At 55.2% G+C, this 26439-nt stretch carries 18 protein-coding genes and 1 tRNA gene; 10 read left to right on the top strand and 9 right to left on the bottom strand.

The genetic code is table 11. The annotated features are described in order from the left end of the window. Positions 1-131 precede the first annotated feature (131 nt). Entirely contained in the window at positions 132-2222 is a 2091-nt protein-coding gene (locus tag AQ1_RS10190; RefSeq protein WP_042086891.1) for a M13 family metallopeptidase, read from the bottom strand. A 226-nt stretch (positions 2223-2448) separates the two neighbouring features. Between AQ1_RS10190 and AQ1_RS10185 the strand changes: the two genes are divergently transcribed. The 3 genes from AQ1_RS10185 to queE all read left to right on the top strand — a co-directional run bounded on the left by AQ1_RS10185 (position 2449) and on the right by queE (position 6032). Beyond that, a complete protein-coding gene (locus AQ1_RS10185; RefSeq protein ID WP_042086888.1) occupies positions 2449-4590 on the top strand; it encodes a TonB-dependent receptor in 2142 nt (713 codons plus the stop codon). A gap of 90 nt (positions 4591-4680) precedes the next feature. Then, a complete protein-coding gene (queC, locus tag AQ1_RS10180; protein WP_042086886.1) occupies positions 4681-5394 on the top strand; it encodes a 7-cyano-7-deazaguanine synthase QueC in 714 nt (237 codons plus the stop codon). Then, complete coding sequence (gene queE / locus AQ1_RS10175) at positions 5391-6032, top strand: 7-carboxy-7-deazaguanine synthase (RefSeq protein WP_042086884.1); 642 nt, start codon at positions 5391-5393, stop codon at positions 6030-6032. The genes queC and queE overlap by 4 nt, the downstream gene beginning before the upstream one ends. Here the strand turns inward: queE and AQ1_RS14610 are convergent. The 3 genes from AQ1_RS14610 to AQ1_RS10160 all read right to left on the bottom strand — a co-directional run bounded on the left by AQ1_RS14610 (position 6029) and on the right by AQ1_RS10160 (position 9991). Next, a complete protein-coding gene (locus AQ1_RS14610) occupies positions 6029-8188 on the bottom strand; it encodes an ATP-binding protein (RefSeq protein WP_081837267.1) in 2160 nt (719 codons plus the stop codon). The genes queE and AQ1_RS14610 overlap by 4 nt on opposite strands. A gap of 175 nt (positions 8189-8363) precedes the next feature. Then, positions 8364-8828, bottom strand: a complete 465-nt coding sequence (gene ruvX / locus AQ1_RS10165) for a Holliday junction resolvase RuvX (RefSeq protein WP_042086882.1) — start codon at positions 8826-8828, stop codon at positions 8364-8366. Next, positions 8825-9991 (bottom strand): DUF3089 domain-containing protein, encoded by a 1167-nt coding sequence (locus tag AQ1_RS10160; RefSeq protein WP_042086904.1) that lies wholly within the window; start codon positions 9989-9991, stop codon positions 8825-8827. The genes ruvX and AQ1_RS10160 overlap by 4 nt, the downstream gene beginning before the upstream one ends. 198 nt (positions 9992-10189) lie before the next feature. On the opposite strand from AQ1_RS10160, the gene gatC reads away from it, so the two are divergent. The 5 genes from gatC to AQ1_RS10135 all read left to right on the top strand — a co-directional run bounded on the left by gatC (position 10190) and on the right by AQ1_RS10135 (position 14977). Beyond that, the gene (gatC, locus tag AQ1_RS10155; protein WP_042086880.1) at positions 10190-10477 is read left to right on the top strand and encodes an Asp-tRNA(Asn)/Glu-tRNA(Gln) amidotransferase subunit GatC; all 288 of its coding nucleotides are present in this window, start codon (positions 10190-10192) and stop codon (positions 10475-10477) included. 1 nt (position 10478) lies between these two features. Further along, complete coding sequence (gene gatA, locus AQ1_RS10150) at positions 10479-11963, top strand: Asp-tRNA(Asn)/Glu-tRNA(Gln) amidotransferase subunit GatA (RefSeq protein WP_042086877.1); 1485 nt, start codon at positions 10479-10481, stop codon at positions 11961-11963. Continuing rightward, the gene (gene gatB / locus AQ1_RS10145) at positions 11960-13462 is read left to right on the top strand and encodes an Asp-tRNA(Asn)/Glu-tRNA(Gln) amidotransferase subunit GatB (protein WP_042086875.1); all 1503 of its coding nucleotides are present in this window, start codon (positions 11960-11962) and stop codon (positions 13460-13462) included. The genes gatA and gatB overlap by 4 nt, the downstream gene beginning before the upstream one ends. Before the next feature lie 145 nt (positions 13463-13607). Further along, positions 13608-14792 carry an ATP-binding protein gene (locus AQ1_RS10140; protein ID WP_042086873.1) on the top strand — a complete coding sequence of 395 codons (1185 nt, stop codon included), beginning with the start codon at positions 13608-13610 and terminating at the stop codon, positions 14790-14792. 94 nt (positions 14793-14886) lie between these two features. After that, positions 14887-14977 (top strand) — tRNA-Ser (locus AQ1_RS10135). 104 nt (positions 14978-15081) lie between these two features. Here the strand turns inward: AQ1_RS10135 and AQ1_RS10130 are convergent. The 4 genes from AQ1_RS10130 to AQ1_RS10120 form a co-directional block, all read right to left on the bottom strand. Continuing rightward, entirely contained in the window at positions 15082-18891 is a 3810-nt protein-coding gene (locus AQ1_RS10130) for a DUF3320 domain-containing protein (RefSeq protein ID WP_313981990.1), read from the bottom strand. After that, positions 18888-19781: a DUF4011 domain-containing protein gene (locus tag AQ1_RS15480; protein WP_313981988.1), complete on the bottom strand. Its 894-nt coding sequence runs from the start codon at positions 19779-19781 to the stop codon at positions 18888-18890. Before AQ1_RS15480 ends, AQ1_RS10130 begins: the two co-directional genes overlap by 4 nt. A gap of 314 nt (positions 19782-20095) precedes the next feature. Further along, positions 20096-21427, bottom strand: coding sequence for a sensor histidine kinase (locus tag AQ1_RS10125; RefSeq protein ID WP_042086869.1), 1332 nt, complete (start codon positions 21425-21427; stop codon positions 20096-20098). Further along, positions 21417-22790 carry a sigma-54-dependent transcriptional regulator gene (locus tag AQ1_RS10120; RefSeq protein ID WP_042086868.1) on the bottom strand — a complete coding sequence of 458 codons (1374 nt, stop codon included), beginning with the start codon at positions 22788-22790 and terminating at the stop codon, positions 21417-21419. The genes AQ1_RS10125 and AQ1_RS10120 overlap by 11 nt, the downstream gene beginning before the upstream one ends. 273 nt (positions 22791-23063) lie before the next feature. On the opposite strand from AQ1_RS10120, the gene AQ1_RS10115 reads away from it, so the two are divergent. Then, a complete protein-coding gene (locus tag AQ1_RS10115; RefSeq protein ID WP_081837265.1) occupies positions 23064-24317 on the top strand; it encodes an efflux RND transporter periplasmic adaptor subunit in 1254 nt (417 codons plus the stop codon). Between the two features lie 94 nt (positions 24318-24411). Next, a complete protein-coding gene (locus AQ1_RS10110; protein ID WP_042086865.1) occupies positions 24412-25095 on the top strand; it encodes an ABC transporter ATP-binding protein in 684 nt (227 codons plus the stop codon). Positions 25096-25204: 109 nt separating this feature from the next. On the opposite strand, the gene AQ1_RS10105 is transcribed toward AQ1_RS10110, so the two are convergent. Further along, a complete protein-coding gene (locus AQ1_RS10105; protein WP_042086863.1) occupies positions 25205-26434 on the bottom strand; it encodes a hypothetical protein in 1230 nt (409 codons plus the stop codon). Positions 26435-26439: the final 5 nt, after the last annotated feature.

Raw genomic sequence — 26439 nt, 5'->3', positions numbered from 1 at the left:
ACGATCTCCCGCCCGCACCCATCATATCACAGCCCCAACACACAGGGGTCCATCTCGTGCAGAGCTCGCGCGTGGCAAAGATGGATCCCGGGTCTCCGCCCGGGATGACGATATTTGTGGCGCGGGTGCCTTTACCAGATGCTCACGCGTTCTTCGGGTGGCAGATAAAGGGCATCATCGGGCTGAACATCAAAGGCCTGATACCAGGCATCCATATTCCGCACCACGCCATTGACCCGGAATTCAGCCGGTGAATGGGGATCGGATTTGATCCGGCGGAGCATCGCTTCTTCGCGATCCTTCGCCCGCCAAACCTGCGCCCAGCCCAGGAAAAAGCGCTGATCGCCGGTCAGCCCATCAATCACCGGCACATCTACACCTTCCGTGGCGATCTTATAGGCTTCATAGGCCACCGAAAGGCCGCCCAGATCGCCGATATTTTCCCCCATGGTGAGAGAGCCATTGACGAATTGGCCTTCGATGGGCTCATAGCCATCATATTGCGCGCCTAAAGATTTGGTGCGGGCTTCGAAATTGGCCCGATCTTCATCGGTCCACCAATTGCGCTGAATGCCATTGGCATCGGATTTCGAGCCCTGATCATCAAAGCCATGGCCCATTTCATGGCCGATCACCCCGCCAATGCCGCCATAATTCACAGCCGGATCGGCATTGGGATCAAAGAAGGGGGGCTGCAGGATGGCCGCCGGGAAGACGATTTCATTCCATGAGGAATTATAATAGGCATTCACAGTTTGCGGGGTCATGAACCAGCGGCTTTTGTCTGTTTTTTCATCCAGACGATCAATCTGATCATCATAGAAGAAGTGGGAGACAGCTTTGGAATTAGCAAAGAGATCGCCCGGCACGATGGTCAGATCGCTGAAATCGAGCCATTGATCGGGATAGCCGATCTTGGGATTGAACGAGGCGAGCTTGGCAAAGGCTTCTTTTTTGGTATCTTCGCCCATCCAATCGATGGCTTCAATCCGGCGACGATAGGCTTCGCGCAGATTTTCCACGAGTTCGACCATCTTGGTCTTTGAATCTTCGGGGAAATGGCGTTCGACATAAACCTGGCCGATGGCTTCACCGAGGCCACCGCGACCGCCCACCAGATTGACACCCCGGCTCCAGCGTGGGCGCTGTTCCTGTTGGCCCGACAACACCTTGCCGAAAAATTCAAAATTGGCGTCGTCGATCTCGGCAGACAGCAGATTGGCATGGCTTTGAATGGCCTTGAAACGCAGCCAGGCTTTCCATGTTTCAAGGGATGTTTCATCGATCAGCTTGATCAGCGGGGTAAGGGCGCTGGGGGTGGTGACATTGAGTTCCTGAATCTCAGGCGTGCCCGCAGCGGCAAAGAAACCATCCCATCCCATGCCCGGAAACTCTTCTTCCAGCTTGGCGAGGGTATAAACATTATAGGTTTTATCGCGATTGCGCAGTTCGGTCCGTGGCCAGTGATGGGTGGCGATTTCGGTTTCAAGGGCCAGAATGTCCTTCGCTGCTGTTTCGGGGTCATTCGCCCCGGTGAATGTCAGCATCTGGGCGATAAAGCCCTCATAGGCGGTGCGCACGGTTTTGAAGCGTTCATCATCGGCCAGATAATAATCGCGATCCGGCAAAGTGAGACCACTTTGGCTGACATTGACCATATAGCGATCAGGATCAACGCGATCGATGCCGATGCCGCTGCCGATGGGGCTATCGAGACCTTCGCGACCGGCGCGGCCAAACATGGTGATCAATGCATCGCGGCTATCGATGGCGGAAATTTCATCAAGCAAAGGCTGCAAGGGCGCAATACCCGATGCATTCACGGCATCCACATCCATATAGCTTGCATAATAATCGCTGATTTTCTGCTCGATGCTGCCGGGTTCAAAGCTTTCGTCGGCCAAATCCTCGATGATGGTTTTCACCCGCTCTTCCGAACGATCACGCAGCACGGTAAAGGCCCCATAGCTGGTTTTATCGGCAGGGATTTCAAAATTTTGAAGCCAAGTGCCATTGGCATAGTGGAAGAAATTATCACCCGGGTCGGTGGCGGTATCGCGGGCATCAAGCTCCACCCCCCATGCCCCCAATTCGGGACTGTTGGCGGCGGTCGTTTGCGCGCTTTCTGCCTTATTTTGGCTCGTTTCACTGTCATTTTGATTGCCACAGGCTGCCAGCGCAAAGGCGCAGCAGCTTGCCAGCAGGAGTGTTTTGATTTTCATTGCATTGATCCCTTTTTATAGTCCCCGAAAGAATTCGTGGCGCAAACTTTAATCCCCCTGCCACAATTTGCAAGGGATCTGCGTTCACAGGCAAGATCAGGGCCCTCAGGGCTTTTTTAAAATTGATCAGAATTTCATTCCATGCGGCCAAATTTGTGATTGACACGCACTCTCATTCTGAATAATGCAGTTAATAATTATTCGCAAAATCAGAGAGGCCTTCTTTATGTCAGTCCACCGTCAGCTTCCAGCTTATCGCGTTTTCAAAGCGGTTAGCCTTCTTGCGCTTTTGCAGGGCGGCGTGGCCATGGCTGAAGAGGCGGATCGCCAGATTGAAGAGATCGTTGTCAGCGGCAAATATCTCTCGCTCGACAAGCTGGATTCTGTAAAGACACCGACCCCGATCCTCGATATTCCTCAAAGCCTGTCGATCATTTCCTCCGAACAGATCGAGAAGCAATCTTTTACCAATCTGGGCGATGTTTTGCGCTATACGCCGGGTTTATCCATTGGGCAGGGTGAAGGGCATCGCGACGCCATCATCATTCGCGGTGTCGAGACGACGGCGGATTTCTTTATCGATGGCGTGCGCGATGATGTGCAGTATTTTCGGCCTCTTTATAATCTGGAGCGCGTGGAAATTCTGCGGGGCGCAAATGCCCTTCTTTTTGGGCGTGGCGGCGGCGGTGGCGTGGTGAACCGGGTCACCAAAAAGCCCGTATTTGGCGAACAGTTCGGTGGCTTTTCTTCAAGCATCGATACATTCGGCTCTTATAATGTGTCCGGCGATTTGAATATGGCGGTGCATGAAGATGCGGCTTTTCGCCTGAATGGCTTTTATGAAGACCTCAATAATCACCGGGATTTTTTTGGCGGTGAGCGCTTTGCCGTCAACCCGACTTTTGCTTTCAAGGCCACGCCGGATACGAATGTTTTGTTGTCTTATGAATATGTCGATGATGAGCGGGTGGTTGATCGCGGGGTCACGTCGCAAATCGTTGAAAACGGACCGGATGTGCCATTGAAGGGCTTTGATAAAACCTTTTTCGGCTCACCGGATGACAATCTCACCACATTGGAAGCGCATATCGCCAAAACTCGGATCGATCATACCTTCACCGATTCCCTGCGGGGAAATCTGACCGTGCAATTTGCCGATTATGACAAGCTTTATCAGAATATCTTCGCAAACAGCGGGATCGCGATTGGCAGCGGATCGCCCCTTGAGGTCGAACTGGATGGCTATCAGGATTCCACCGATCGACAAAATCTGATCATTCAGGCCAATCTGGTCAGTGAATTTAAAACCGGGCCTTTCGGCCATACGGTTCTTTTTGGTGGTGAATTTGGCGATCAGGACACGGCCAATTCACGGAACGACACTGTTTTCGAGGCCAATGGCGATGATCAGATCACCATTGCCTTTACCGATCCCCTTGATATTCCCGCCTTTTCTTTCTCCAATCTTGTGCGGGATCGGGAATCGCAGGTTCAATTTGCGTCCGTATATCTGCAGGATCAGATCGATGTGACCAACTGGCTGAAGCTGGTGGGGGGTGTGCGCTTTGATCGTTTTGATATCGAGGTTTTGGATATCATCGAGCAGAATGATGGAGATGGGCTGGGGGGCAATTTCTCGCGGGTGGATGAGAAATTCACCCCGCGTTTGGGCGCTATTTTAAAGCCTGCCGAGAATATTTCGGCCTATGCCAGCTATAGCGAAACCTTTTTGCCGCGTTCGGGGGATCAGTTCCTGACGCTTAATCTTGATGATGAAAGCACCCGCCCGCAATCTTTCAAGAATACCGAAATTGGCTTGAAATGGGATTTTCGGCCTGATCTCAGCCTCACCGCCGCCCTGTTTGATCTCGATAGATCAAGCTTTACCTCGGTTGATCCCGATGATCAGGGGCAGTTGATCGTGGTTGAAGGGTCGCAAACCCAAGGCTTTGAACTGCAGCTGAATGGCAAGCTCACCGGATGGTGGACTGTGGCTGCAGGCTATAGTTATCTGGATGGTGAGGTCAGGCAGGTTGATGGCGGGGGCAATGATGGCAATAAAACCCGGCAAACCCCTGAAAACATGCTCTCCCTTTGGAATGATATCAGGGTTTCGGATAAATTCAGCTTCGGTGTGGGGGCAACATATCAAGACAGCTATTTCGTTCGCGAAGATAATTCGGTGAAAGTGCCGGATTTCATCCGTGTGGATGCCGCCATTTATTATGCATTGAGCGATCATCTCAGCCTTCAGATCAATGTGGAAAATCTTCTGGATGAAGATTATTTCTCCGATGCTCATAGCAATACCAATATTTCCACCGGGGAACCGATCAATGCGCGCTTTACCCTTGTTGGACGTTTTTAAGCACGGATGATCTCGCCTTTTATGGTGAGGACCCATGCCGGTGGCAATGCCGCTTGATCGCGCTGCCGGCATGGGATAATGACCAGACCCATGACAAAAGGTTCTTCATCGCCGGGCACCCCGGCCATTCTGCTGCTTTCGGGTGGCCTTGATTCCGCAACCGTGGGGGCGATGGCGCGCGCCGATGGCTTTGCCCTTCATGCCTTGTCATTTGATTATGGCCAGCGCCATAAGGCGGAATTGCAGGCAGCCGACCGGGTGGCCAAAAGCCTTGATGTGGTTGAGCATAAAGTGGCCCATATCGATCTGGCGCTGTTTGGCGGCAGTGCCCTCACCGCCGATATCGATGTGCCCAAGGGGCGAACTGATAGTGACCGGGATGCGGGCATTCCCATCACCTATGTGCCTGCCCGCAATACGATTTTCCTGTCTTATGCCCTGGCCTTTGCCGAGGTGCGCGAAGCCCGGCATATCTTCATCGGGGTGAATGCGGTGGATTTTTCCGGCTATCCCGATTGCCGTCCCGATTATATCAAGGCCTATGAGACCATGGCCAATCTGGCAACCGTGCTGGGGCGTTCGGGCACCGCGCGGATTGAAATCCGCACTCCGCTGCTTCATATGTCAAAGGCTGAGATTGTGGCCGCCGGCACAAGGCTTGATGTGGATTATGCGCAAACCACAAGCTGCTATGATCCCGATGAATATGGACGCGCCTGCGGGGCGTGCGATGCCTGTTTTTTGCGCCGCGAAGGGTTTGCGGCAGCGGGGATCGCCGACCCCACGCGCTACAAGGCATCATGACCTATAGCGTAAAAGAAATTTTCTATACCCTGCAAGGCGAGGGGGCAAATGCGGGCCGGGCGGCGGTTTTTTGCCGCTTTGCCGGGTGTAATTTATGGTCGGGCCGGGAAGCCGACCGGGATGCGGCCATCTGCCGTTTTTGCGATACCGATTTCGTGGGCACTGATGGGCCGGGCGGTGGCAAATTCAAAAACGCGCAGGATCTGGCGCAGCAGGTGGCTTTGCATTGGCCCCATGGGGTGCTGCCCGGCGTGCGGCCCTTGGTGGTGTGCACAGGGGGGGAGCCTTTATTGCAGATGGATCCGCCCCTGATCGATGCCCTGCATCAGGCGGGGTTTGAAATTGCGGTGGAAACCAATGGCACTTTGCTGCCCCCCGATGGGATCGATTGGGTTTGTGTCAGCCCCAAGGCGGATGCCGAGCTGCTTTTGCGCCGGGGCGATGAATTGAAGCTGGTTTATCCCCAAAAGGGCGGAATGCCGGATCGCTATGCCGATCTCGATTTCCGGCATTTTTTCCTGCAGCCGATGGATTGCCCCCAACAAGCCGCGCATATGAAGGCGGCGGCGGACTATTGCATGGGGCATCCCCAATGGCGGATCAGCCTGCAAACCCATAAGCTGATCGGGATCGCCTAAATCGCGATCCGGCCGGGGCCATCATCAGGGGCCTTCTCATGATCTGGCGTGGCCCTGTCTTTGATGGCCTGGCTATCGGATAGGGCGATGAGATGAATGATGACCTTGGTGCCCGCGCCTTCGATGCTTCTGATTTCAAGGCTGCCGCCCATTTCCCGGCTCAGGCGCATGCTGATCGCAAGGCCAAGGCCCATGCCTGTTTCATTGGCATGATGGCTATTGCCTGAAAGGCTGCGGAAGGGCTGGCCAAGGATATTGATTTTATCGGCCGGTATGCCGCAGCCCTCATCATCAACGATCAATCTGATCTTGCCATCTGCTGTTTGGGCTGCCGAGACTAAAATTCGCCCCCCCGCCGGGGTGAATTTAATCGCATTGGAGAGCAGATTGAGCATAATCTGATGCATGGCGCGGCGATTGCCATGTATGGGCGCAATATTGCGCGGCACCCGGGCTCTGAGCCGCAGGCCCTGGCTTTTACTCAATCCGCGCACCTGTTTGATCGCCTGGCCTATGGCCATCCGGGTGGGGACGCTTTCAAATTCAAGGGCTGATTCCCCACTTTCAAGGCGGGCGAGATCGAGCACATCATTGATCAGGGACAAAAGATGTTCGCCGCTATGGCGGATATCGGAAATATAGCCTTCATAGCGCTGATGCGAAATCGGACCATAAATTTCCCTCTGGATGAGTTCGGAAAAGCCGATGATTGCATTCAAAGGCGTGCGCAATTCATGGCTCATGGTCGCCAGAAACTGCGATTTGGCCTGATTGGCTTCTTCCGCCCGGCGCGATTGGGCCTCCAGATCCTGCGACAGGGCAATGAGGCGGCTGTTCATCCGCTCCATCTCATTCACATCGCGGATGATGGCGGTGGCAGCGATGCCATTTTCCAGCTTGACCGTGGCAATCGACACCCGGACATGAAATTCATACCCATCACGATGCAGGGCCTTCACGGTGCGGGCCGCCATCTGATAGGGGGCCTGCTTGTTTTTTCGGAGGAAATAATCTGCCGTCCGATGATGCTCGGCGCGGGCTTTTTCAGGTAAAAGCCGGCTCAGGGGCATGCCCATGGCTTCATCCACGCTCCAGCCAAACAGAGTTTCGGCAACTTTGTTATATTCAATAATGATCTGCTGGCCATCCACCGTGATGATGGCATCGGGGGCGGCATGATAAAGCATGCGCAAGCGGGCATTGAGGCGGATATTTTCTGCGATCGATTTATTATGACGATCCTGGGCGCGGCGACGGAAACGCTCAAAAAAACCAAAGACCATGGTGATCAGGATAATGAAAAGCACCGGCGGCCATGATCTGTCGAGGGCGGCATACAGATAAGCCGACCGCTGCAGACGCAAGGCGACATCAAGATCCGAATGGGGAATGGACAGGCGTGGGCTCGCGATCCATTGATCATGGCCCAATAAATCGGCCAGCATCGCCACCCATAAAGGGGTTATCATTTCATCGGGGCTGGAATGGATCAGCGGATAGACGAGGCTGCCATCCCGATACAGAATATCGGCTTCGTATATTTTCATCTGTTCCATATCGCCGGTGATGCGCCTGAAAAACCGATCATCGATGCTCACCACCACCACTGCGATCAGGGTGCCATTGGGGGCCCGGCTAGCGCGTGAAATGGTGATCTGCATCTTGCCATCTTCGCGGCTGGTGATGGGGGGGGAATAGTAATAACCTTGGGTTTGCCGATTAAGATGCACTTTGAAATAATCGCGATCCGCCACCGAAATGCCGCGAGAGGGCTGGGATGGGCGCAGGTCGGTTTGGATGATTCCATCGGGGCTGATGATGGTGATCGTTTTGATCGGCGGCAGGCGCGCGGAAATTTCTTCTAAAAAGGGCTTCATATTAAGGGTTTTATCCGGCGCAGATAATTGGTTGGCGGCGGTGCTGAGCACAAGCTCCAACGCACGCAGGGCATAGCTGATATTGGTGCTAAGATTATAGCTGGCAGAAACGATTTGGGCCCGGGCCTGGGAACGAGAATCGGTGATCGACCAATGGACCACCATGCCAATCAAGATCAGGGGCGCAAGGAGAACCAGAAAACCGATGGATTTTCTTATTTTACCTATAAAACTGAAGAACGGAACTCTCAGGGTTTTATGGACATCGGCAGAGGGCATTTTCAGAATCGTCCTGATCTTGGATCTTGCGTGAAGGCCAGATCATCTGGCCATTAAAAATATTGTGTAAATTGTTAATAAATTACGAAACGTGGCAAAGAGAAGACGGTTCGTGGGGTCTGCCCCTAATAAAAAGGGAACGAAATTTGATAAATTGACATTAAATATTTGATATTTATTTTCGGCCATGCAGGCTATCCAAAGCCCCTTGTAGTATATAGGCGGCGGCCAGTTTATCCACCAGTTCCGCCCGGCGTTTGCGGCTGCGGTCGGCTTCGATCAGCATCCGTTCCACGACGGCGCTGGAAAGCCGCTCATCCCAAAAGGCCAGGGGCAAAGGAAACTTGTCTTCGAGATTCTGCGCAAATTGCCGCACGCCTTGGCAACGCGGGCCTTCTGACCCATCCATATTGATTGGCAGGCCAATGACAAAGCCGCCAATTTTATGGGCGGCGATGATGGCCCTCAGGCTCTCCACATCCTTGGTAAATTTTGTGCGCCGGATCGTCTCGAGGGGGCTGGCGATGACGAAGGAGTGATCAGACAGGGCCAGGCCGATGGTTTTCGTGCCCACATCAAAGCCCAAAAGCCGCTGGCCTTTGCCCAGCCCCCCAACCAATATGCGGATGGCTTCATTCATTGCGCAGGGCCTGGTTGCAAAGCGGTGGCGGTGGCATGTTTTAGAAGCCAGGCCTTGATGCGATCCCGGGCATTGGCGCGTATATCCATGGCAAACAGATGAATATCATAGACATGATAATTTTTGCCGGGCATCAAAAAGCGGTTGAAAGCATCGCCGGGATCGGGGCTGAGATATAAAAAACCGTTTTCCCGGCATTCGGCGGCCAAAGCCTGCGGAAGGGGAGCCGGCAAAGCGGCATCGGGCTGGGACACCGGCGGCACCGAACCCAGATGCGCCGAACGCGGCGCGGCCCCATTGGGCTGCCAGCTTATGGGATTGATGCACAGCATCGGGCTTTGCCCTTTCAACTGGCCATCAAGGCCCACCTGATTTTGATAGCCTTTGATCATGTAGTCTGGATTGCCGGCCTCGCCAAAGCTCTGCCAGCTCAGCACACAGCCGGTATCAAGGGCATTTTCGCAGGCTCCCATGCCGGGCAGGGCGCCCAGATCATGGGTTAGTGAAAAGGTCCATCCCGGCAGATAGGCCGCCACCATCCGCTCGGCAAGAGGCGTGCCCGCAATCCGGTTTTTCAGGAGAAAACTTCCCAATAAAGCTCCCTGGCTATGGCCAACGAGCAGGAAAGGCCGATCACTGCCGCGCATGGCGAGAAAAGCATCAAAGGCCGCATCGATATCGCGATAGGCCAGCATCAAAGCCGAAACCGTATCGGCATTGGCGGCGATAAAAGCCCCAAAAGCCGCTTGGCGATAGCGGGGAGCATAAATTTGGGCGGACGCCGCAAAGGGGCTGGCCTGGGCCTTTAAAACAGCAGGGATCGAGGCCGTGGCCGAGGGTTCATCGATGGGCGCATTCCAATAATCTGTGCCCAGATAGGTGGTGGGATGAATGAAAAACACATCGGCGGCCAGGGGATCAGGCAGGGCGACACCCTGCGGGGTGACGCGGGCATCGGCATCGGCACCGGGCCGCGCCGCCCAGCTTGAAGGTAGGCTGTAATCGGGCTGAGGGCTTTGAGGGGCTTGTGAATAACTTTGCTCGGGGATCATTCTGGAGAGCGCAAACATCTGGGCTTCATCCCAGAATGCATAAAGCACAGCACTGCCGGTAATCAGCAGGCCAATGATGATGGCAATGCCATATAAAAAGATACGTGCCATGTGTTTTGATCCCTTTTGATCGATTTTGTCTTTGTTGTTGCCTTTAAGCGTGCTGCGTGCAAGCTGGAAAAGACGTGCGGCCTCTCTTGCGCGGGCCGAAATCAGCGTGTAGCGTCCGCCGCAATGCCGCCGCAAAAGGTGTTTTTGTGCCTTCGATGCGGATTTCAGATGAAATAATGCCACAGGATACGGAAAACGATGTCGGTTGATAAAGCGACGGTAGAGCGAATCGCAAAACTTGCGCGTATTCGCATCGAAGATCACAGATTGGCCCCTTTGGCGGGCGAATTGAACCAGATTCTGGGTTGGGTGGAACAATTGTCCGCTGTCGATACGGATCAGGTGAAGCCGATGACCAGTGTTGTCGATCATGCCCTTTATTGGCGGGACGATGTCATCGCCGATGGCAGCAAGCGTGATGAAATTCTGGCCAATGCCCCGGCTGCCGAATTCGGGTTTTTTGCCGTTCCCAAAGTGATTGAATGATATGACCGAATTGACCGATCTCTCGATTGCCGAGGCGCGCGATAAGCTCGCCGCCCGCGAATGTTCTGCCCAGGAACTGACCATGGCCAGCCTGAAGGCGATGGATGAGGCCCGCAGCCTGAATATTTTTATCACCGAAACCCCCGAGCGGGCTTTGGCGATGGCCGAAAGCGCCGATGCCAGCCTGAAAGCCGGCACGCACAGCCCGATGACCGGAATCCCGGTGGCGGTGAAGGATCTGTTTTGTACCAAGGGTGTGCGCACCACCGCGGGCAGCCGGATACTCGATCCCTTCATCCCGACCTATGAAAGCACCGTAACCGCCAATTTGTGGCAGGCGGGCGCGGTGATGCTGGGCAAGGTGAATATGGATGAATTCGCGATGGGTTCATCCAATGAAACAAGTTATTACGGTTCCGTTATAAACCCTTGGCGAGCAGGCGATGTTCAAACGGTACCCGGCGGATCATCGGGGGGATCAGTGGCTGCGGTCGCCGCCCGTATCAGCCCCTGCGCCACCGGCACCGATACCGGCGGTTCGATCCGTCAGCCCGCGGCCTTTACCGGAACGGTAGGTTTGAAGCCAACCTATGGCCGCTGTTCGCGCTTTGGGATGGTGGCTTTTGCCTCATCCCTTGATCAGGCTGGACCCATTGCCCGTTCGGTGCGCGATTGCGCCATCATGTTGGGGGCGATGGCGGGTTATGATCAAAAAGACAGCACCTGCGTCAATACGCCCGTTCCCGATTATGAAGCGGCTTTGAGCGGCGATATTCGCGGCTTGAAAATCGGGATTCCCAGGGAATATCGGGTGGATGGCATGTCGTCCGAAATTGATGCCATGTGGCAGAAAGCGATGGATTGGCTCAAGGATGCTGGGGCCGAGATCGTTGAAATCTCTTTGCCGCACACCCATTTCGCCCTGCCTACTTATTATATCGTGGCCCCGGCCGAGGCGTCATCCAATCTGGCCCGCTATGATGGCGTGCGCTATGGCTTTCGTGCTGCGCTTGAAGCGGGGGATGGCCTGACCGAACTTTACGAAAAAACCCGTGCCGAAGGGTTTGGCGACGAGGTGAAGCGGCGGATTTTGATGGGCACTTATGTGCTGTCTGCGGGCTATTATGATGCCTATTATCTGAAGGCGCAAAAGCTTCGCACCCTGATTGCCGATGATTTTGCTCATGCCTGGCAAAAGGTTGATGCAATCCTTACCCCCACAGCACCCAGCGCGGCTTTTGCCTTTGGGTCCAAACCCGATCCGCTGGCCATGTATATGAATGATGTGTTCACAGTGCCTGCATCTTTGGCGGGATTGCCGGGGATTTCGATCCCGGCGGCTTTGTCGGCGGATGGCTTGCCTTTGGGATTGCAGCTTTTGGGCCGGGCTTTTGATGAAGCCACGGTTTTGAAGATTGCCGATGTGATGGAAAAGGCTGCGGCATTCACGGCCCGGCCCGCAGATTGGTGGAGGAAAGGCGCATGAGCATCGCCCCTGAAAGCTATATCGTCCGTGGGGCGACCGGGGATTGGGAAATCGTCGTCGGTCTTGAGGTTCATGCGCAGGTGACTTCGAAAGCCAAGCTGTTTTCCGGCGCCTCTACCACATTTGGATCGGAGCCGAATGACAATGTGAGCCTGGTGGATGCTGCTTTTCCAGGCATGCTGCCGGTGATCAATGCCGAGTGTGTGCGCCAGGCGGTGCGAACCGGACTGGCATTGGGTGCCAGGATCAACCGCTATTCGCGCTTTGACCGGAAGAATTATTTCTATGCCGATCTGCCTCAGGGCTATCAGATCAGCCAGTTTTCCGATCCCATTGTGGGTGAGGGCGAAGTGCATGTGGAACTGGCCAATGGCGCGAGCAAGGCCATCGGGATCGAGCGCCTGCATCTGGAACAGGATGCGGGAAAATCGATCCATGATCAGCATCCGCGCATGACTTTGGTCGATCTCAATCGGTCGGGCGTTGCCCTGATGGAAATCGTCTCCAAACCCGATATGCGCACGCCGGAAGAAGCCGGGGCTTATCTGAAAAAGCTGCGCACGCTTTTGCGCTATATCGGCTCTTGCGATGGGAATATGGAGCAGGGATCGATGCGCGCCGATGTCAATGTCTCGGTCCGTCGTCCCGGCGCGCCCTTTGGCACGCGCTGCGAAATCAAGAATGTCAATTCTGTGCGTTTCGTGATGCAGGCGATCGAATATGAAGCCCAAAGGCAGGTGGATATTATCGAGGCGGGCGGCACCATCGATCAGGAAACCCGGCTGTTTGATCCCAATAAGGGGGAAACGCGCTCCATGCGATCCAAGGAAGATGCGCATGATTATCGCTATTTCCCCGATCCTGATCTGCTGCCTTTGGAATTTGACGAGGACTTTATCGAAGCGGCGCGGCAAAGCCTGCCGGAATTACCCGATGCCAAAAAGGCCCGGTTCACCCATGAATGGGGCCTGGCCGAACATAATGCCGCAACCCTTGTGGGGGAAAAGGAAAGCGCCGATTGGTTTGAGCAGCTGATCGATGAACTTGTGGCCAAAACCGGGCAGCCGATTGCTAAAATCGCTGCCAAAGCTTCAAACTGGATGCTGTCGGATCTTTATGGCCATCTGAATAAGGCGGGCCAAAACATCACCCAATGCCCCATTGATCCGGCGCGTTCTGCGGCTTTGCTGGCTTTGGTGCTTGATGGCACCATTTCCGGCTCTGCAGCGAAAGATGTGCTGGAAGATATGTTTGCTACTGGCCGTGATCCCCTTGTGATTGTTGAGGAAAAGGGCCTGAAGCAGGTCTCGGATACCGGCGCACTCGAAGCCATGGCCGATCAGATCATCGCCGCCAATCCCACGCAGGTGGAACAGTATAAAGCCGGGAAAACCAAGGTCATCGGCTTTTTGGTGGGGCAGGTGATGAAGGAAAGCCGGGGGCAGGCGAACCCGGCGGTGGTTAATGAAATCCTCGCAAAAAAGCTGGGGTCATCCTGAAAATTTTGGGATTGACGCGATTGTGAACACATCATCGCCGCGCTGTGATAAAATTGTCATGGCGCGGTGATCAACTTTGCGCACTCTTTTGCTGATCATAAGGTGCAGATAAGCACATGGTTCGGCCTTTGAACTGGTGAGGCTTATGGACATCATTGAAGCGCTGGCGACGGACGCCCCGGTTGTTGGCCCGGATGCCTTATGCGCGGAAGTCTATGAAATTTTTTCCGGCGAAACCGATCTTCTGGCCATTGCCGTGGTTGAGGATGGGAAGCCCTTGGGCCTTGTTAATCGCCATGAACTGACCTTGCGACTGGCGGATCGTTTTGGCAGGCCTTTGTTCGAGAAGAAGCCGATCACCCGGCTGATGGATTCCACCCCCCTGATCGTGGATGGCCGCATGAGCATCGAGCTTTTGGGTCAGTTCATTCTTGATGAGCGGCCCGCCGCCCTCACCCAAGGGTTTATCGTTACAAAAAACGATCTTTATGCGGGGATCGGCACGCCGCTTTCGATGCTGCAGATGAGCGTGGTGCGCGCCAAAATGCGCTCGGCCGAGTTGGAACAGGCCAAGATCGCGGCGGAAACCGCCAATCGCACGAAATCCATGTTTCTCGCCAATATGAGCCATGAATTGCGCACGCCGCTCAATGCCATCATCGGCTTTACCGATTTCATGCGGGCCGAAACACTGGGCCGGATCGAACCGCGCCAATATGCTGAATATATTGAAGATGTGAATGAAAGCGGCAAGCATCTGCTCAATGTGATCAATGCCATTCTTGATATGTCGAAGGTGGAAGCCAATCGGCTGGTTTTGCAAGAAGATTATGTGGATATTGAGGATGTGGCGCGGGTGGTGATGCGAATGCTGCGGGAAACGGCCATGCGCCGGGGGATCAATCTGCATCTGGATGCCCCGGCTGGCCTGCCTGATATCTATGCCGATGGCCAGTTGATGCGACAGATTCTGGTTAATCTGATCAATAATTCCATCAAATTTTCCGGCGAGTCCAAAGACATTTATATCCGTATGCAGATTACGGAGACGGGCGAGTTTGTCCTGACGGTTGAGGATCATGGCATCGGCATTGCCGAACGCGATCTCGCCCAGGTGCTGGAGCCTTTTGGTCAGGCAGAAGGCCATCTGGCCCGCAAAGCCGAGGGTACCGGCCTTGGCCTTCCTTTGTGCAAGGCTCTGACCGAAGCCCATGGCGGGCGATTGGAATTGCACAGCATATGGGGCAAGGGCACCAGGGTTGATGTCATTTTGCCCGCCAGCCGGATTATCGACCTTAAAACATCCGACCGGATGCAGACACTGGTCTGATGCGGTTAATGGATTCTGATCCTAGGCCCTCAACTTTCAGCTATAAACGTTTAGGGCGTTGACAGACAGAGCCGAGACGAATAAACCCGGCGGCGGAGAGGTGGCCGAGTGGTCGAAGGCGCTCCCCTGCTAAGGGAGTATGGGTCAAAAGCTCATCGAGGGTTCGAATCCCTTCCTCTCCGCCAGCTTCCCCCCCATTTTATTTTCGTTTGGTTTGTTATTGATCGCTATGGACTTGGCAGATGCGGTCCTTGCGACGACAATTTTTTTCAGCATTATTGTGCTCAGTTTATTGTGAATTGGTATCATTATTCACAACTTTACTGATCTCTGCTGCGAGTTCATTCCCAACCCGACGAAAACCCAAGAGCCGGGCAATAGCCCGGGTCAGTTGTTCCTGCGTCATTTCGCCGCTTTCAGACCATATGCGCTCAGCGGCCGCCTTAATCTCCAGAGGGGATATGTAAATGGCTTTGAGGAGGGAGCCGGTTTCAGCACTGCGGTCACGGATGGGTGGGTTCTTGGCCTGTTCATCTGTCAGCAGAAAGTGTTCAGATTGAATGAGCGCTGAATCTCTTTGAATTGCCAGATGGACCGCATGTTTCGTCGCCTCAGCAATCCGTCTCCCGGCCCGAGACTTGCCATGAGCTGAAGTCAGACGTCGCGTTACCTCATCAATATGGATCGGGCCCTCGATTGCGACAATTTTTGCGACTAAATCCGCAAGCTGTTCAACTGGTACCTCGTGCGGTTCGATCATTGAATTTATAAAAAACTCGGCTTTCATATAGGCTGGTGCCCTCAATGGACGGTGATCGATAGGAACTGGCCCTTCTATTTCCGGCTGCATCTCTGGCGCAGCTTGAAAAGTCTCATGATTTGCCCCGCGCACCCGGATGCCATTTTCGACTGCCGTGCGTGCTCGTTCCAGCGCCTCCGCTAGCCGTTCGATTTCTCGTGATCTGTGGTGGAACCAGTCGGTACTCCAGATGCGATGGAAACGCCAACCGAGACCTTCAAGAACATCCTGCCGCAAGCGATCTCGTTCGCGTGCCCATAAAGCAGAATGATAAGTTGCGCCATCGCACTCGACCGCCAGCAGATATTGGCCGGGCTGATCAGGATGGCGCACGCCGAGGTCGATCCGAAACCCCGCCGTGCCAACTTGGGGATCGGCCAGATAGCCCAAAGATCGGATCACTGCAGCGACATCCTCTTCAAACGGGCTATCGGCCTCAGCGCCAGTGGCTACGCGTTCTTCCATATTGCCTGTTTTGGCAAAATCGAGAAAGCGCTTCAGAATTCTTGGACCGACGTGCTTGGATCGCGTGGGATCAATGTCTCCGGGATCAAAGGATGCAAAGACCTCGCAACGTATTCGCGCGCGGGAAAATAATACGTTCAGTCGCCGTTCCCCACCCTCGCCGTTCACCGGGCCAAACGACATGGAGTTCAGCCGCCCATTTGGCTCCTGCGGGCCATAACCGACCGAAATCAGGATCACGTCGCGCTCGTCGCCTTGAACATTCTCGATGTTCTTAACGAAGACATCTTCATGCCGTCCCTCGCGGAGAAAAGCATCAAGCACTGAATCGCGGCGACGCTCGAGTTCCAGCACCTCAGTTAGCATATTGGCTTGAGCCTTGGAAAAGGCGACCACACCGAGCGAGAGATCGGGCCAATTTCGGGCGTGTGATGCCACTGCCTGCGCGACGGCCTCCGCTTCGATCCGATTGGTGCCCTTGCGGCCCGCACCGCTGCGGCCAGAGACATAAATGCCGGGAATATGGCGGAACTTGAGGCCATAATCCGCGTCAAGCTGTAGCGGCGATGGAGGTAGAACGAGGTTGCTGTCATAGAATTCGGCATTCGAAACGCTGATCAGCGAGGGATCGCGGGAACGATAATGCCATTCGAGCATGCGTGAGCGCAGGCCGCTGGCCTCGCACAAGGACAGAATGCTCTCCATATCGGCCGCTGTGGCGCCAACTGGAGCATCCTCATCCTCATCATCGCTTTCTTCGGTATCATCAACCAGACGATCAAAGAACGATGTCGGCGGGAGTTGTTTCTGATCGCCAACCACCACGATCTGCTTGGCCCGGGCGACAACGCCCAGAGCATCCTCAGGACGAATTTGAGACGCTTCGTCAATAACCAGAAGATCGAAAGAGACACTGCCGGGCGGCAGAAATTGGGCGACTGAAATCGGGCTCATCAACATGACCGGCTTGATGCGCTGCACCATGCTGCCGGCGTTCTTCATCATCCAGCGGATGGGTTTGTGGCCGCGCTTGCGCCCGATCTCACGTCGGATTACGCCCATCTCACCCATGGTGCCGCGCGGCATCTGCTCGAAATGGCGCGATAGAATGAGAATCTTGGCGGTATTAATATGGCCTTTCTCTAAATTGCGGAAAAGCCGAACGCGTTCGTGCCGATCAAGCTGCGAGAGGGTGTTCAGTTCGGGGCGTGCGGCCCGTGCTGCATTCCATCGCGCTTCGGCACAGGCATAGGTAAATTCGCTCTTTGCGTCATCCGGTGCGATTGTTCCTTCCGTCACCGCATCGATAATTCCACCGGCATTACGGCTTCGTGCCAAGTCAATAGAATGTACGAGCCTTGTCCAGTCGTTATAGCGTCCTGTATCCGCCTGCATATCTGCAAGGATTGCTGCAAGTTCACCCATCGGCACGGTCTCGATGCTGTTGCCGATTTCTGCCTCTTCCAGATCAAATCGCAACCGCGCTATTGACGTTTCGATGGTTGCGCGGCAAGTCTTGGCACGGTCTTCAAGTGCCTTGGCGATGTCACACGGATCGGGAAAAGCCAAAAGCGCTTCTTTGATCGATGCAGCTTCGGAAAACGTTCCTGAACGCTTGATCTGCGCCAGCCATATACTGATGTTGAGAAGCGAGGCAAAAGGTGTGCGCTCGCCACGCCATTCGGCACCAAGGCAGGATTCTAGCCAGTCTTCTTCTTCAGCGAGGCGCAGGCGTCGAACCTGGACTTCTGCCAGTTCATCCAGAAGCGCCAGCCTTTCTGTCGGATCCTTGGGGAGCGGTCCAGACAAGATACTCGCCAGTTCCACCGACACGCGGCGATAGGGCCCAAATAGCCTTGATAAAAATGAAGTCTGCCCGCGAACGATAATCTGTCGCATGCCGTCAAGGTTGGTCTTCCAAGCGGGAGGCGCAAATTTTTCAGCCGCTGCGGCTTGTGCGGTCGCCCAATCCGCCCCGATGCGCAGGGCCTCCTCCAGTCGAGGCTGCCCGACAAGAACGAATAGCGTTGCCGCTTTTTCTGTCGTTCCGTCGGGTGCGTCGGCAAGCGCGGCAAGCCCCGCGCTTAGCGCCTGTATATCGGACAGGCTGCCCGGTTCCGGCCGATGCAGCATATGTGAAATACGCGCCGCCTCTTGCTGTAATTCCGAGATTGCAGCGACTGTCGCGGTCAGGTCATCTGCGAGCCGTGCCAAATCGGTGGGTTGCAGGTCGAGAGCCTTTGTTCCCCGGAACGGGTGCGCTTCCGGCGGCCCGGATGCCTTGAGCGCTTCGACAAAGGCGGTAATGGCTGCCAAGGCTTGTTTGCGTGCTTCGCGATCAAGATCCGCCAGATCTTCTTGCAAAAGGGAGGGCGGCCTCGTTCCTTTGCCTATGAAGCCGATGATCTCGGAGATCGCATGAAAAGGGCTGTCGTTGCAGGGTGCGAGAGGCGTGTGCAGCAGAGCCGTGATTTTGTTCAATTCGTCGCGCGTGAGGCGCAATTTGGCGGGGTCCGCTGCATCCGGGAGAGCGCGAGCGCTTGCTGACAAGGTGCGTCCAAGTTCCTGCGCCAAGGCCTTCTTGTTGGCCTTGCGGGAATGCAGTTCAAGGCAGATGTCACGCAATCCAGCTTTCATCAAACGGTCATGTACCACCGATAGCGCTGCCATTTTCTCGGCGACGAAAAGTACGGATTTCCCGTCATGCGCTGCTGCTGCGATAATGTTGGTGATTGTTTGCGATTTACCGGTGCCGGGTGGTCCTTGCACGACCAAACTCGACCCATGGCGAACTTCCTCGATCACTTTGGTCTGAGACGCGTCGGCATCGATCACCTGAATGATTTCCGCTGGATCGAGATGGTCGTCGAGCTTGTCTTAGGCCCAAAGAGCGGCGTATCGGCTTCGAAACCGTTTGCCATCAGCCCTGTCAGCAGGTCGTTTTCCGCAAATGCGTCTTCAGGCCAGTTAGTCGGGTCTAGATCACGATGCATCAGAAGCTTTGCAAATGAAAAAAAGCCGAGCTGAATTCCGTTTTCGTCGACCGACCATTCCGGTTGTGTCGATATTGCTTCGATCACCCGCAAAAAATAGTGCGACGGTTGCCAGCTATCGACTTCTTCGATTTCTGGCAGCACAATCCCGAAATCCTGCCGCAGGCGTTCTTGTAAAGGCAGGTTGGTAGTAATTTCGTCATCCCGCGACTGAATAGTGTAGGTCGATGTGCGCTCGTCTCGGATCAACTCCACCGGCAGGAGAATAAGGGGCGCTTCGCGCTGGATTTTTGATGAAGCATTTTCGCGCCAGCGCAGAAAGCCCATGGCCAGATAGAGAATGTTGAGACCTTGCTCTTCTTCGGCAGTCTTTGCGTCATGGGCGAGGCGGAGCAGTCGCCGTGCCAGCGCTTCTGGCCCTGTGGGCGTTTCGATGAAATTATCGGTATAGCGCTCGGCGTCATCGGCTTGATCGATGTCCGGAGTGGCAAGGTGCATGTCCTCATCACCCTCTCCCTTATCTTTGCCCATCGCCTTAAAACGCATTTTTTTTGCGTCGATCCGCAAAAGCGAATAGATATCGTCTGAACGTTCATTGATCACATTCAGGCAATTTGCCCGCTGGTTGGTGCGATTGACATGGATCAGCCGATTTCGTGTACCGGTTTCGAGAAGCTTACGGCGCGTTTTCGCCAGAATTTTTGAAATCTTTATGTTCTTGTCGTCTGGCATGGCTTAAATCCCTTTGGGATAGCGCTATAATGATGGCGACTTTTATTTTTGCCCTCTTCAATTCACAAACGTCCTGTTCACAGAAGCGGCAATTTCTTGCCTTTTGCTTAATGACCTTAGCGCAATGAAAACATTTGTGGTCACCATCTTCTAATTGTCTTTATTCTTGCTATTCTCATATTAATATATCAACCATAAGCGGCAAGATTTTTTATGATTGATATGTCATCTGGCACAGGTTGAGCAACTGACATTGGCGCGAAGCGCATTGTAAGCCCGGCTTTTGATCGGGCGCTCATTTGGTTGCAGCCCCATCAAAACCGCAAGGTGAAGGCTGCGCCGCCGTTGGTTGTCTGTTCGAGTGCGATCGAGCCTTTATGGCCAGCCATGATCTGGCGGGCGAGGGCGAGGCCGATACCAGAGCCGCCGCGCTTTGTGGTGAAAAAAGGGACGAAGATGCGGTCACTGATCTCGTCCCCAATGCCGGGGCCATTGTCGCGCACCGTGATCAACACCCGGCCCCGTACACCGATCCGTGCCGTGATATGGATGGTGGGCGCTTTGGTTACGGATAGGGCCTCCATCGCATTTCGCAGCAGATTGATCAGCATCTGTTCAAGCTGCGCCCGATCGGCAAGCAGGCTGAGCGTAGGGGGCGAGACGCTGCAGCGAAGGTGGATCTGCTGCTGCTCCAATTCGGCGGCGACCAATCGTTCGAGATGATCCAGAAAGTCGAGGAGCGCGATGCTTTCCAATTTTGGCTTTGCCAGGCGCGTCAGGCTTCGATAGCTGCCAACAAATTGCATCAGTGTTCCGGCCCGGCGGGCCACCGTCTCAACGGCTTCGCGGGCGTCCAGAACGGCTTCCGGATCCGTTTCGGCGCGGGCGAGCAGGTCCGAAGCGGTTTTCGAGAGCGAGGCCACCGGCGTCAGGGAATTCATGATTTCATGGGTCAGCACCTGCACCAATTGCTGCCATGCCTCGATCTCGGTTGCTTCAAGCGCGCCGGAAAGATTTTGCAGGGCATAGATTCGTTGCCGCGCCTGGCCGCTGATAATCTCGGCGGCGCTCAGCCCAAGCCTGACCGTGCCATCAGAGAGGCGGACGCTTAAAAGCCGGTTTTCGCCCGGCGCAATATCGGTAAAAATCCCCGGAAGATCGGGGCCAAAATGGGCGAGATCGCTCAATTTCACAGGGCTTTGCGGTGCGAAAAGCCGACGGGCGGCATGATTGAGAAGGACCAGTGATCCATCGGGCCGGAGCTTTAAAAGCGGTGCCGGAACATGATCGATGATCGCCCGAAGCGTGCGGATATCCTGCTCCTGCACTGCCCTGCTGCTTTTAAAATGCCGGATCAGCGCCGTCATCGCAGCGCCGAGTTCCGCGAACCCCGCCCCCTTTTCAGGCATCGTGAAGCCCTGAGTGAAATCGGCATGGCGGACCGATTCCAGAAAGCGGGCCAGGGCTTCGTTCGTCTGACGGATCTGCCCGATCAGGCTCCACAGCATGAAAAGGGCGAGCCCAGAGCCGGGAATGGCAAATGGCAAGGGCACAAGCCCGGCAATCGAAAAGCTGATCAGCAATAGCCCCGCCAATAAAAAAACGAGGCGCAAGATCATGCCGATGCTGAAATGGCTAAAGGCCATGCTTTTCCATCCGCCGGTAAAGGGCCGCCCGGGTGAGGCCCAGCGCCTTCGCTGCGCGCGAGATATTATAGCCATGCTGTAAAAGCGCCTGTTTGATTGTCTGACGCTCCAGCCGGTCGAGATTGAGATCATCGGGCGCGGGGTGCTCCGGCATCGATGGGGGATGATGGGGCAGGGCGAAATCCTGCGGTTGATAATGATCTGTTTGGCTGAAGATCACGGCGCGTTCAGCCGCATGCCGCAGGGCCCGGACATTGCCCGGCCAATCATGGGCCATCAGATGCGCGCGCGCCGCCTCGGACAGCGGCTTTGGCGCCTTGCCATAATGGCGTTCGGCTTTTTCGAGATAATGAAGGGCAAGTGGGGCAATATCCTGACGCCGATCCCGCAGCGGCGGCAGATGAATTTCGATGGTATTGAGCCGAAAATAAAGATCAGACCGGAACCGCGCCGGATCGCCGAGCGCCTCAAGGGGGATATTGGTGGCGCTGATCAGACGGACATCGATAGAGACGCTGCGGCGTGCGCCCAGCGGCATGATGGTGCGGCTTTCCAGCGCCCGCAGCAATTTTGCCTGCTGGCCAAGGGGCAGATTGCCGATCTCATCGAGAAACAAGGTGCCGCCTGATGCCGCTTCAAATCGGCCGACCCGGTCGGCATTGGCGCCGGTGAAGGCCCCCTTTTTGTGGCCGAACATCTCGCTTTCAAACAAGCTTTCGGGGATGGCACCGCAATCGACCGAGAGAAAAACCTCGCCCGCCCGCCTTGAAGCGCGGTGCAAAGCGCGGGCAACCAATTCCTTGCCGACGCCATTTTCCCCCAGCAGCAGCACATTGGCGTCGGTGGGTCCGGCCTGTGTGATGCGCTTTAGAACCTGCGCCATTTCAGGACTATCGCCGATGATCTGATGATCAGGACGGGCGGCATCTTCCATCAGGGCCACCGTGCGGCCGCGTAAGGCCAGGCTTTCCCGGCGGCTGCGGGCAAGGGCAAGGGCGTTCGCAATGGTTGCCAGTAGCCGTTCATTGGCCCAGGGCTTGCTGATGAAATCATTGGCGCCGCGCTTCATCGCCTCCACCGCTGTTGCCAGCCCGCCATGGGCGGTGATCATGATGATGATCACGTCTGGGTCGATGGCCCTGATCCGCTCGATCCACTCCAGCCCCTCCGCCCCCGAACTGGCACCGGGACCGAAATTCATATCGAGCAGGATGACATCGAGCGGCCCGGCTTCGAGGCGTTCGGGCAGGCCCTCTGGCTGATCAAGGGATTCAATATGGCGATAATCGCGTTTTAACAGCAGCCGGGCTGCCGTCACAATATCCGGGTCGTCATCAATGATCAGGATCCGGGCGTCGTCCATCCTGCACCTTATCTGTGGGGGAATCTGTTCATATTCGTACAGCTTATGTCCGCTATCGGACAATACCCTTTGTTGATGGCGGCCGCTTTATTGCAATTCCGGCGGGTTTTAGGGTCAGGACCCTAATTGGCACGGGAATTGCTGTGATCCGGTTAGCGACCAAGCCGACGGAATAGACCACACGGAATAAACCACACGGCCCGGGGACCGACAGCGATGATAATGAAAACAGAAAAAATTGACAGGATACACGGCGATAAGAGCGGCGTTCGCATGGATCGCAAGATCGAGCGTCGTTTTCCGAAATGGTTGAAACCGGCGGCTGCCGGGCTTTTCGGCCTGATTGTGATCATTCTTGCCGCCATGATGCTGATGCCCGAGGCGGGGCGGGCTTTGCGGCTTGATGCGGGGCGCGTGAGCATTTCCACAGTCAGCCGCGGGGTATTTGAAGATTTTATCCCCGTGCGCGGCCGGGTGACGCCCCTGCGCACCCTGTTTCTCGATTCAATAGAAGGTGGCCGTGTGGAGGAAATTTTCGTTGAAGACGGCGCAACTGTGAAGGCTGGCGATCTGCTGGTGCGGCTTTCGAATACGTCATTGCAGCTCGATGTCATCTCGCGCGAGGCGGAGGTGACCGAACAGCTCAATAATCTCAATACGTTGGCACTACAGCTTGAACAGAACCGCCTTGATCACAAGCGCAGCCTTGTGGAGATCGATTATCAGATCATCCGCTTGACCCGTTTGGCCAATCGTCGGCAAGACCTGTCGGCCAATGGCCATGTGAGCCTGCAGGATCTGGAAGCGACCGAGGATGAGCTTAGCTATTGGAAACGCCGCCATGATGTGACCATCGAAGCCCAGACAACCGATGAACGGCTGCAGAAAGCGCAGATGGTTCAACTCGAAAATTCGGTGGCGCAGCTCAAAACCAATCTTGCCTTCGCCCGCCGCAATCTTGATAATCTCGATGTCAAGGCACCGATTGCCGGAAAGCTGACGGCCTTCACGGCGGAAATCGGCCAGTCGCTGGCGCGGGGTGAACGGCTCGGCCAGATTGATAGCCCCGAGGATTTCAAGCTTTCCGCCTTGATCGATGAATTTTATCTGCCGCGTGTCGATATCGGCCAAAGCGCCAGTGTTGAGATCGATGGGAGAACCTATCTGCTCTCGATCGCCAAAATTTATCCGCAGGTGCGCGATGGCCAGTTCGAGATCGATCTCGTTTTTAGCGGCAATATGCCATCTGATATCAGGCGCGGACAAACGCTGCAAACGCGCCTTTCGCTTGGCGATCCAACAGAGGCGGTGCTGATCCCGAATGGTGCCTTCTATCAGGATACGGGGGGCAATTGGCTGTTTGTGATGACGCCGGATAGCACGCAGGCGATAAAGCGCAGCGTCCGGCTTGGCCGCCGCAATGCCCGCTTCATCGAGGTGCTTGAGGGGCTTGAGCCGGGCGAGCGTGTGGTGACCAGTCCCTATACCGGCTTCACCGACATGGACCGGCTGGAATTCGACCAATAAGGGGGCATGGCCCTCGCCTTTTTAGATGACCCTAAGGCTGGATTGATTTTGGAAGGAAAGACGCAAGATGAATGACGACAGGCAGAATGGCGCGATGATCCGGCTACAGGGGCTGAGCAAATCCTATCAGACCGCTGATATCGAAACACTGGCGCTTGATGGGATCGATATCGCCATCGAGCGCGGCGAGTTCGTCTCCATCATGGGGCCATCGGGCTGTGGAAAATCGACGCTGCTCAATATCATCGGCATGCTCGATAGCCCCACTTATGGCCATTATTTTTTCCTTGGCGAGGATATTGCCGGCTATGGTGAAAGAAAGCTCGCCAATATCCGCAAAGCCCATATCGGTTTCATCTTCCAAAGCTTTAATCTGATTGATGAACTGAGCGTGCGCGAGAATGTTGAATTGGCGCTGCTTTATCACAAAATTCCGGCAAAAGAACGCCGCGCCCGCGCCGATATGGTGATGGAAAAGGTGGGCATTATGCACCGCGCCAAGCATATGCCAAGCCAGCTTTCGGGTGGCCAGCAGCAGCGTGTTGCCGTTGCCCGGGCGTTGGTTGCCGAACCCGATCTGATCCTTGCGGACGAGCCGACCGGCAATCTCGATTCCGCCCATGGTCAGGAAGTGATGGATATGCTGCGGGCGCTGAATGACGAGGGCGCAACCATCGTCATGGTTACCCATTCCCCAAGCCATGCCGATTATGCCAAACGCACCATCAATCTGTTTGATGGCCATGTTGTGACCGAAGATATCCGCGAGGTGATCTGAAGGCGGGCCACATATCACCCGCCATCAGAAGGCCGTTTCATATACCCATGATTTTGGAAAAACCTGCTGCTGCTTTCAAAAGCGACAGCGGACTTCGTATGCTTGAGGCTCAGTTGGGGGCCGGATTGGCAGCGGCACGGGAAAAGGCAAGGAAATCGACATCAAGCGCCGCAATTGTGGTGGGAAGGTTGCTTTTCAGTGCCGTTTCTCCCGTCTCCAGCCACGATGCCATCGTCCCGCCCGCCTTTAGATGGCTTGCGATCTCCAGAAACACCCGCTCATTGCTGGTGCGTGCCAGCAGATAATCGATGAAGCCACGGGTTTGGGTGTAGAAGTTAAGGGTCTCGTTCGATGAGGCGTCCGGTGTTGCCTCGGGCGAATTTGAGACATTGAAGGGCGTGTTGGGTTCAGGCGTTCCGTGCTCGCGTTCGATCCTTTTCAAGACCGGATGATGCATGATCAGGAAGGTGTCGAGGGGAATAAAATCGATACCGTCTTCGATCATCTTGACGAACGCCCGGCGACGCTGCGCATTGAGAACATCACCCTCCATAAGGATGGCGGCGGCTTCATCAAGCCAATCCGGGGCTCCACTGCCATAAGCCGAAGCCGTTTCAAGGCGGGCCTCGTCCCAAATGACGACACCAAACAGGTTATGTCCCACTTCATGGGCCAGTGTTTCTGCGGCGATAGCATGGCGTTTCTCCGCATTTTTGGTCGGACCTGTATCACCATCCGCATCCTGGTCTGTCGATCCTTCAACAAGGGCGCGCGCCCGGGCGACGATGGGCGCTTGCTGGGAACTGAAGGATCGCAGCAATGTCTCGCCAAGGGCTGTGCGTTGTTCTTCGGAAAGATTTTTAAAAGCCTCGCCCATTCCCGCCTGCGCTTGGCTGAGCAGAAATTTTTTCAAGGCTTCGGGGTTATCGATGGCTGCAAGCAGGGCCATTGCCTTCTCGCGTTCCGATACAGAATTTGTTTCAGGGGCCTGTTGCCCGATGCGAAAGCTTTCAAGCGACCAGCGCAGGCTCCAGACAAATTCCGGATCGTTGGGATCCGGATTCGACAGGTCGGATGTATTGTCAAAAATAAGGCCGCGACCCGCCGGCAGTTCCCCAAAAAAGCGCTTGAAAGCAAGACCGGCACGGTCGAGGGTGGTGGATAGGCGCGCAGCATCCAGCGTTTCCGGCGACGCAACAAGTGCCAGATCATGGTTTAATTGAAAAGCCTGCCCAGTTTGGCTTGGCGTCTGTTGCGCGCACGCAAGAGATGCCTGCCCCGTCATCGCGGCGGCCAAGGCAATGGCGAACAATCGCCGAAACATGAAATCAATGATCATGATCC

This window comes from Iodidimonas nitroreducens, assembly GCA_000710935.1.
In the GTDB taxonomy this organism is placed as follows: Bacteria; Pseudomonadota; Alphaproteobacteria; order Sphingomonadales; family Rhodothalassiaceae; genus Iodidimonas; species Iodidimonas nitroreducens.
The sequence above is the reverse complement of the archived record's forward strand: the minus strand, read 5'-3'. Positions and strand labels throughout refer to the sequence as shown.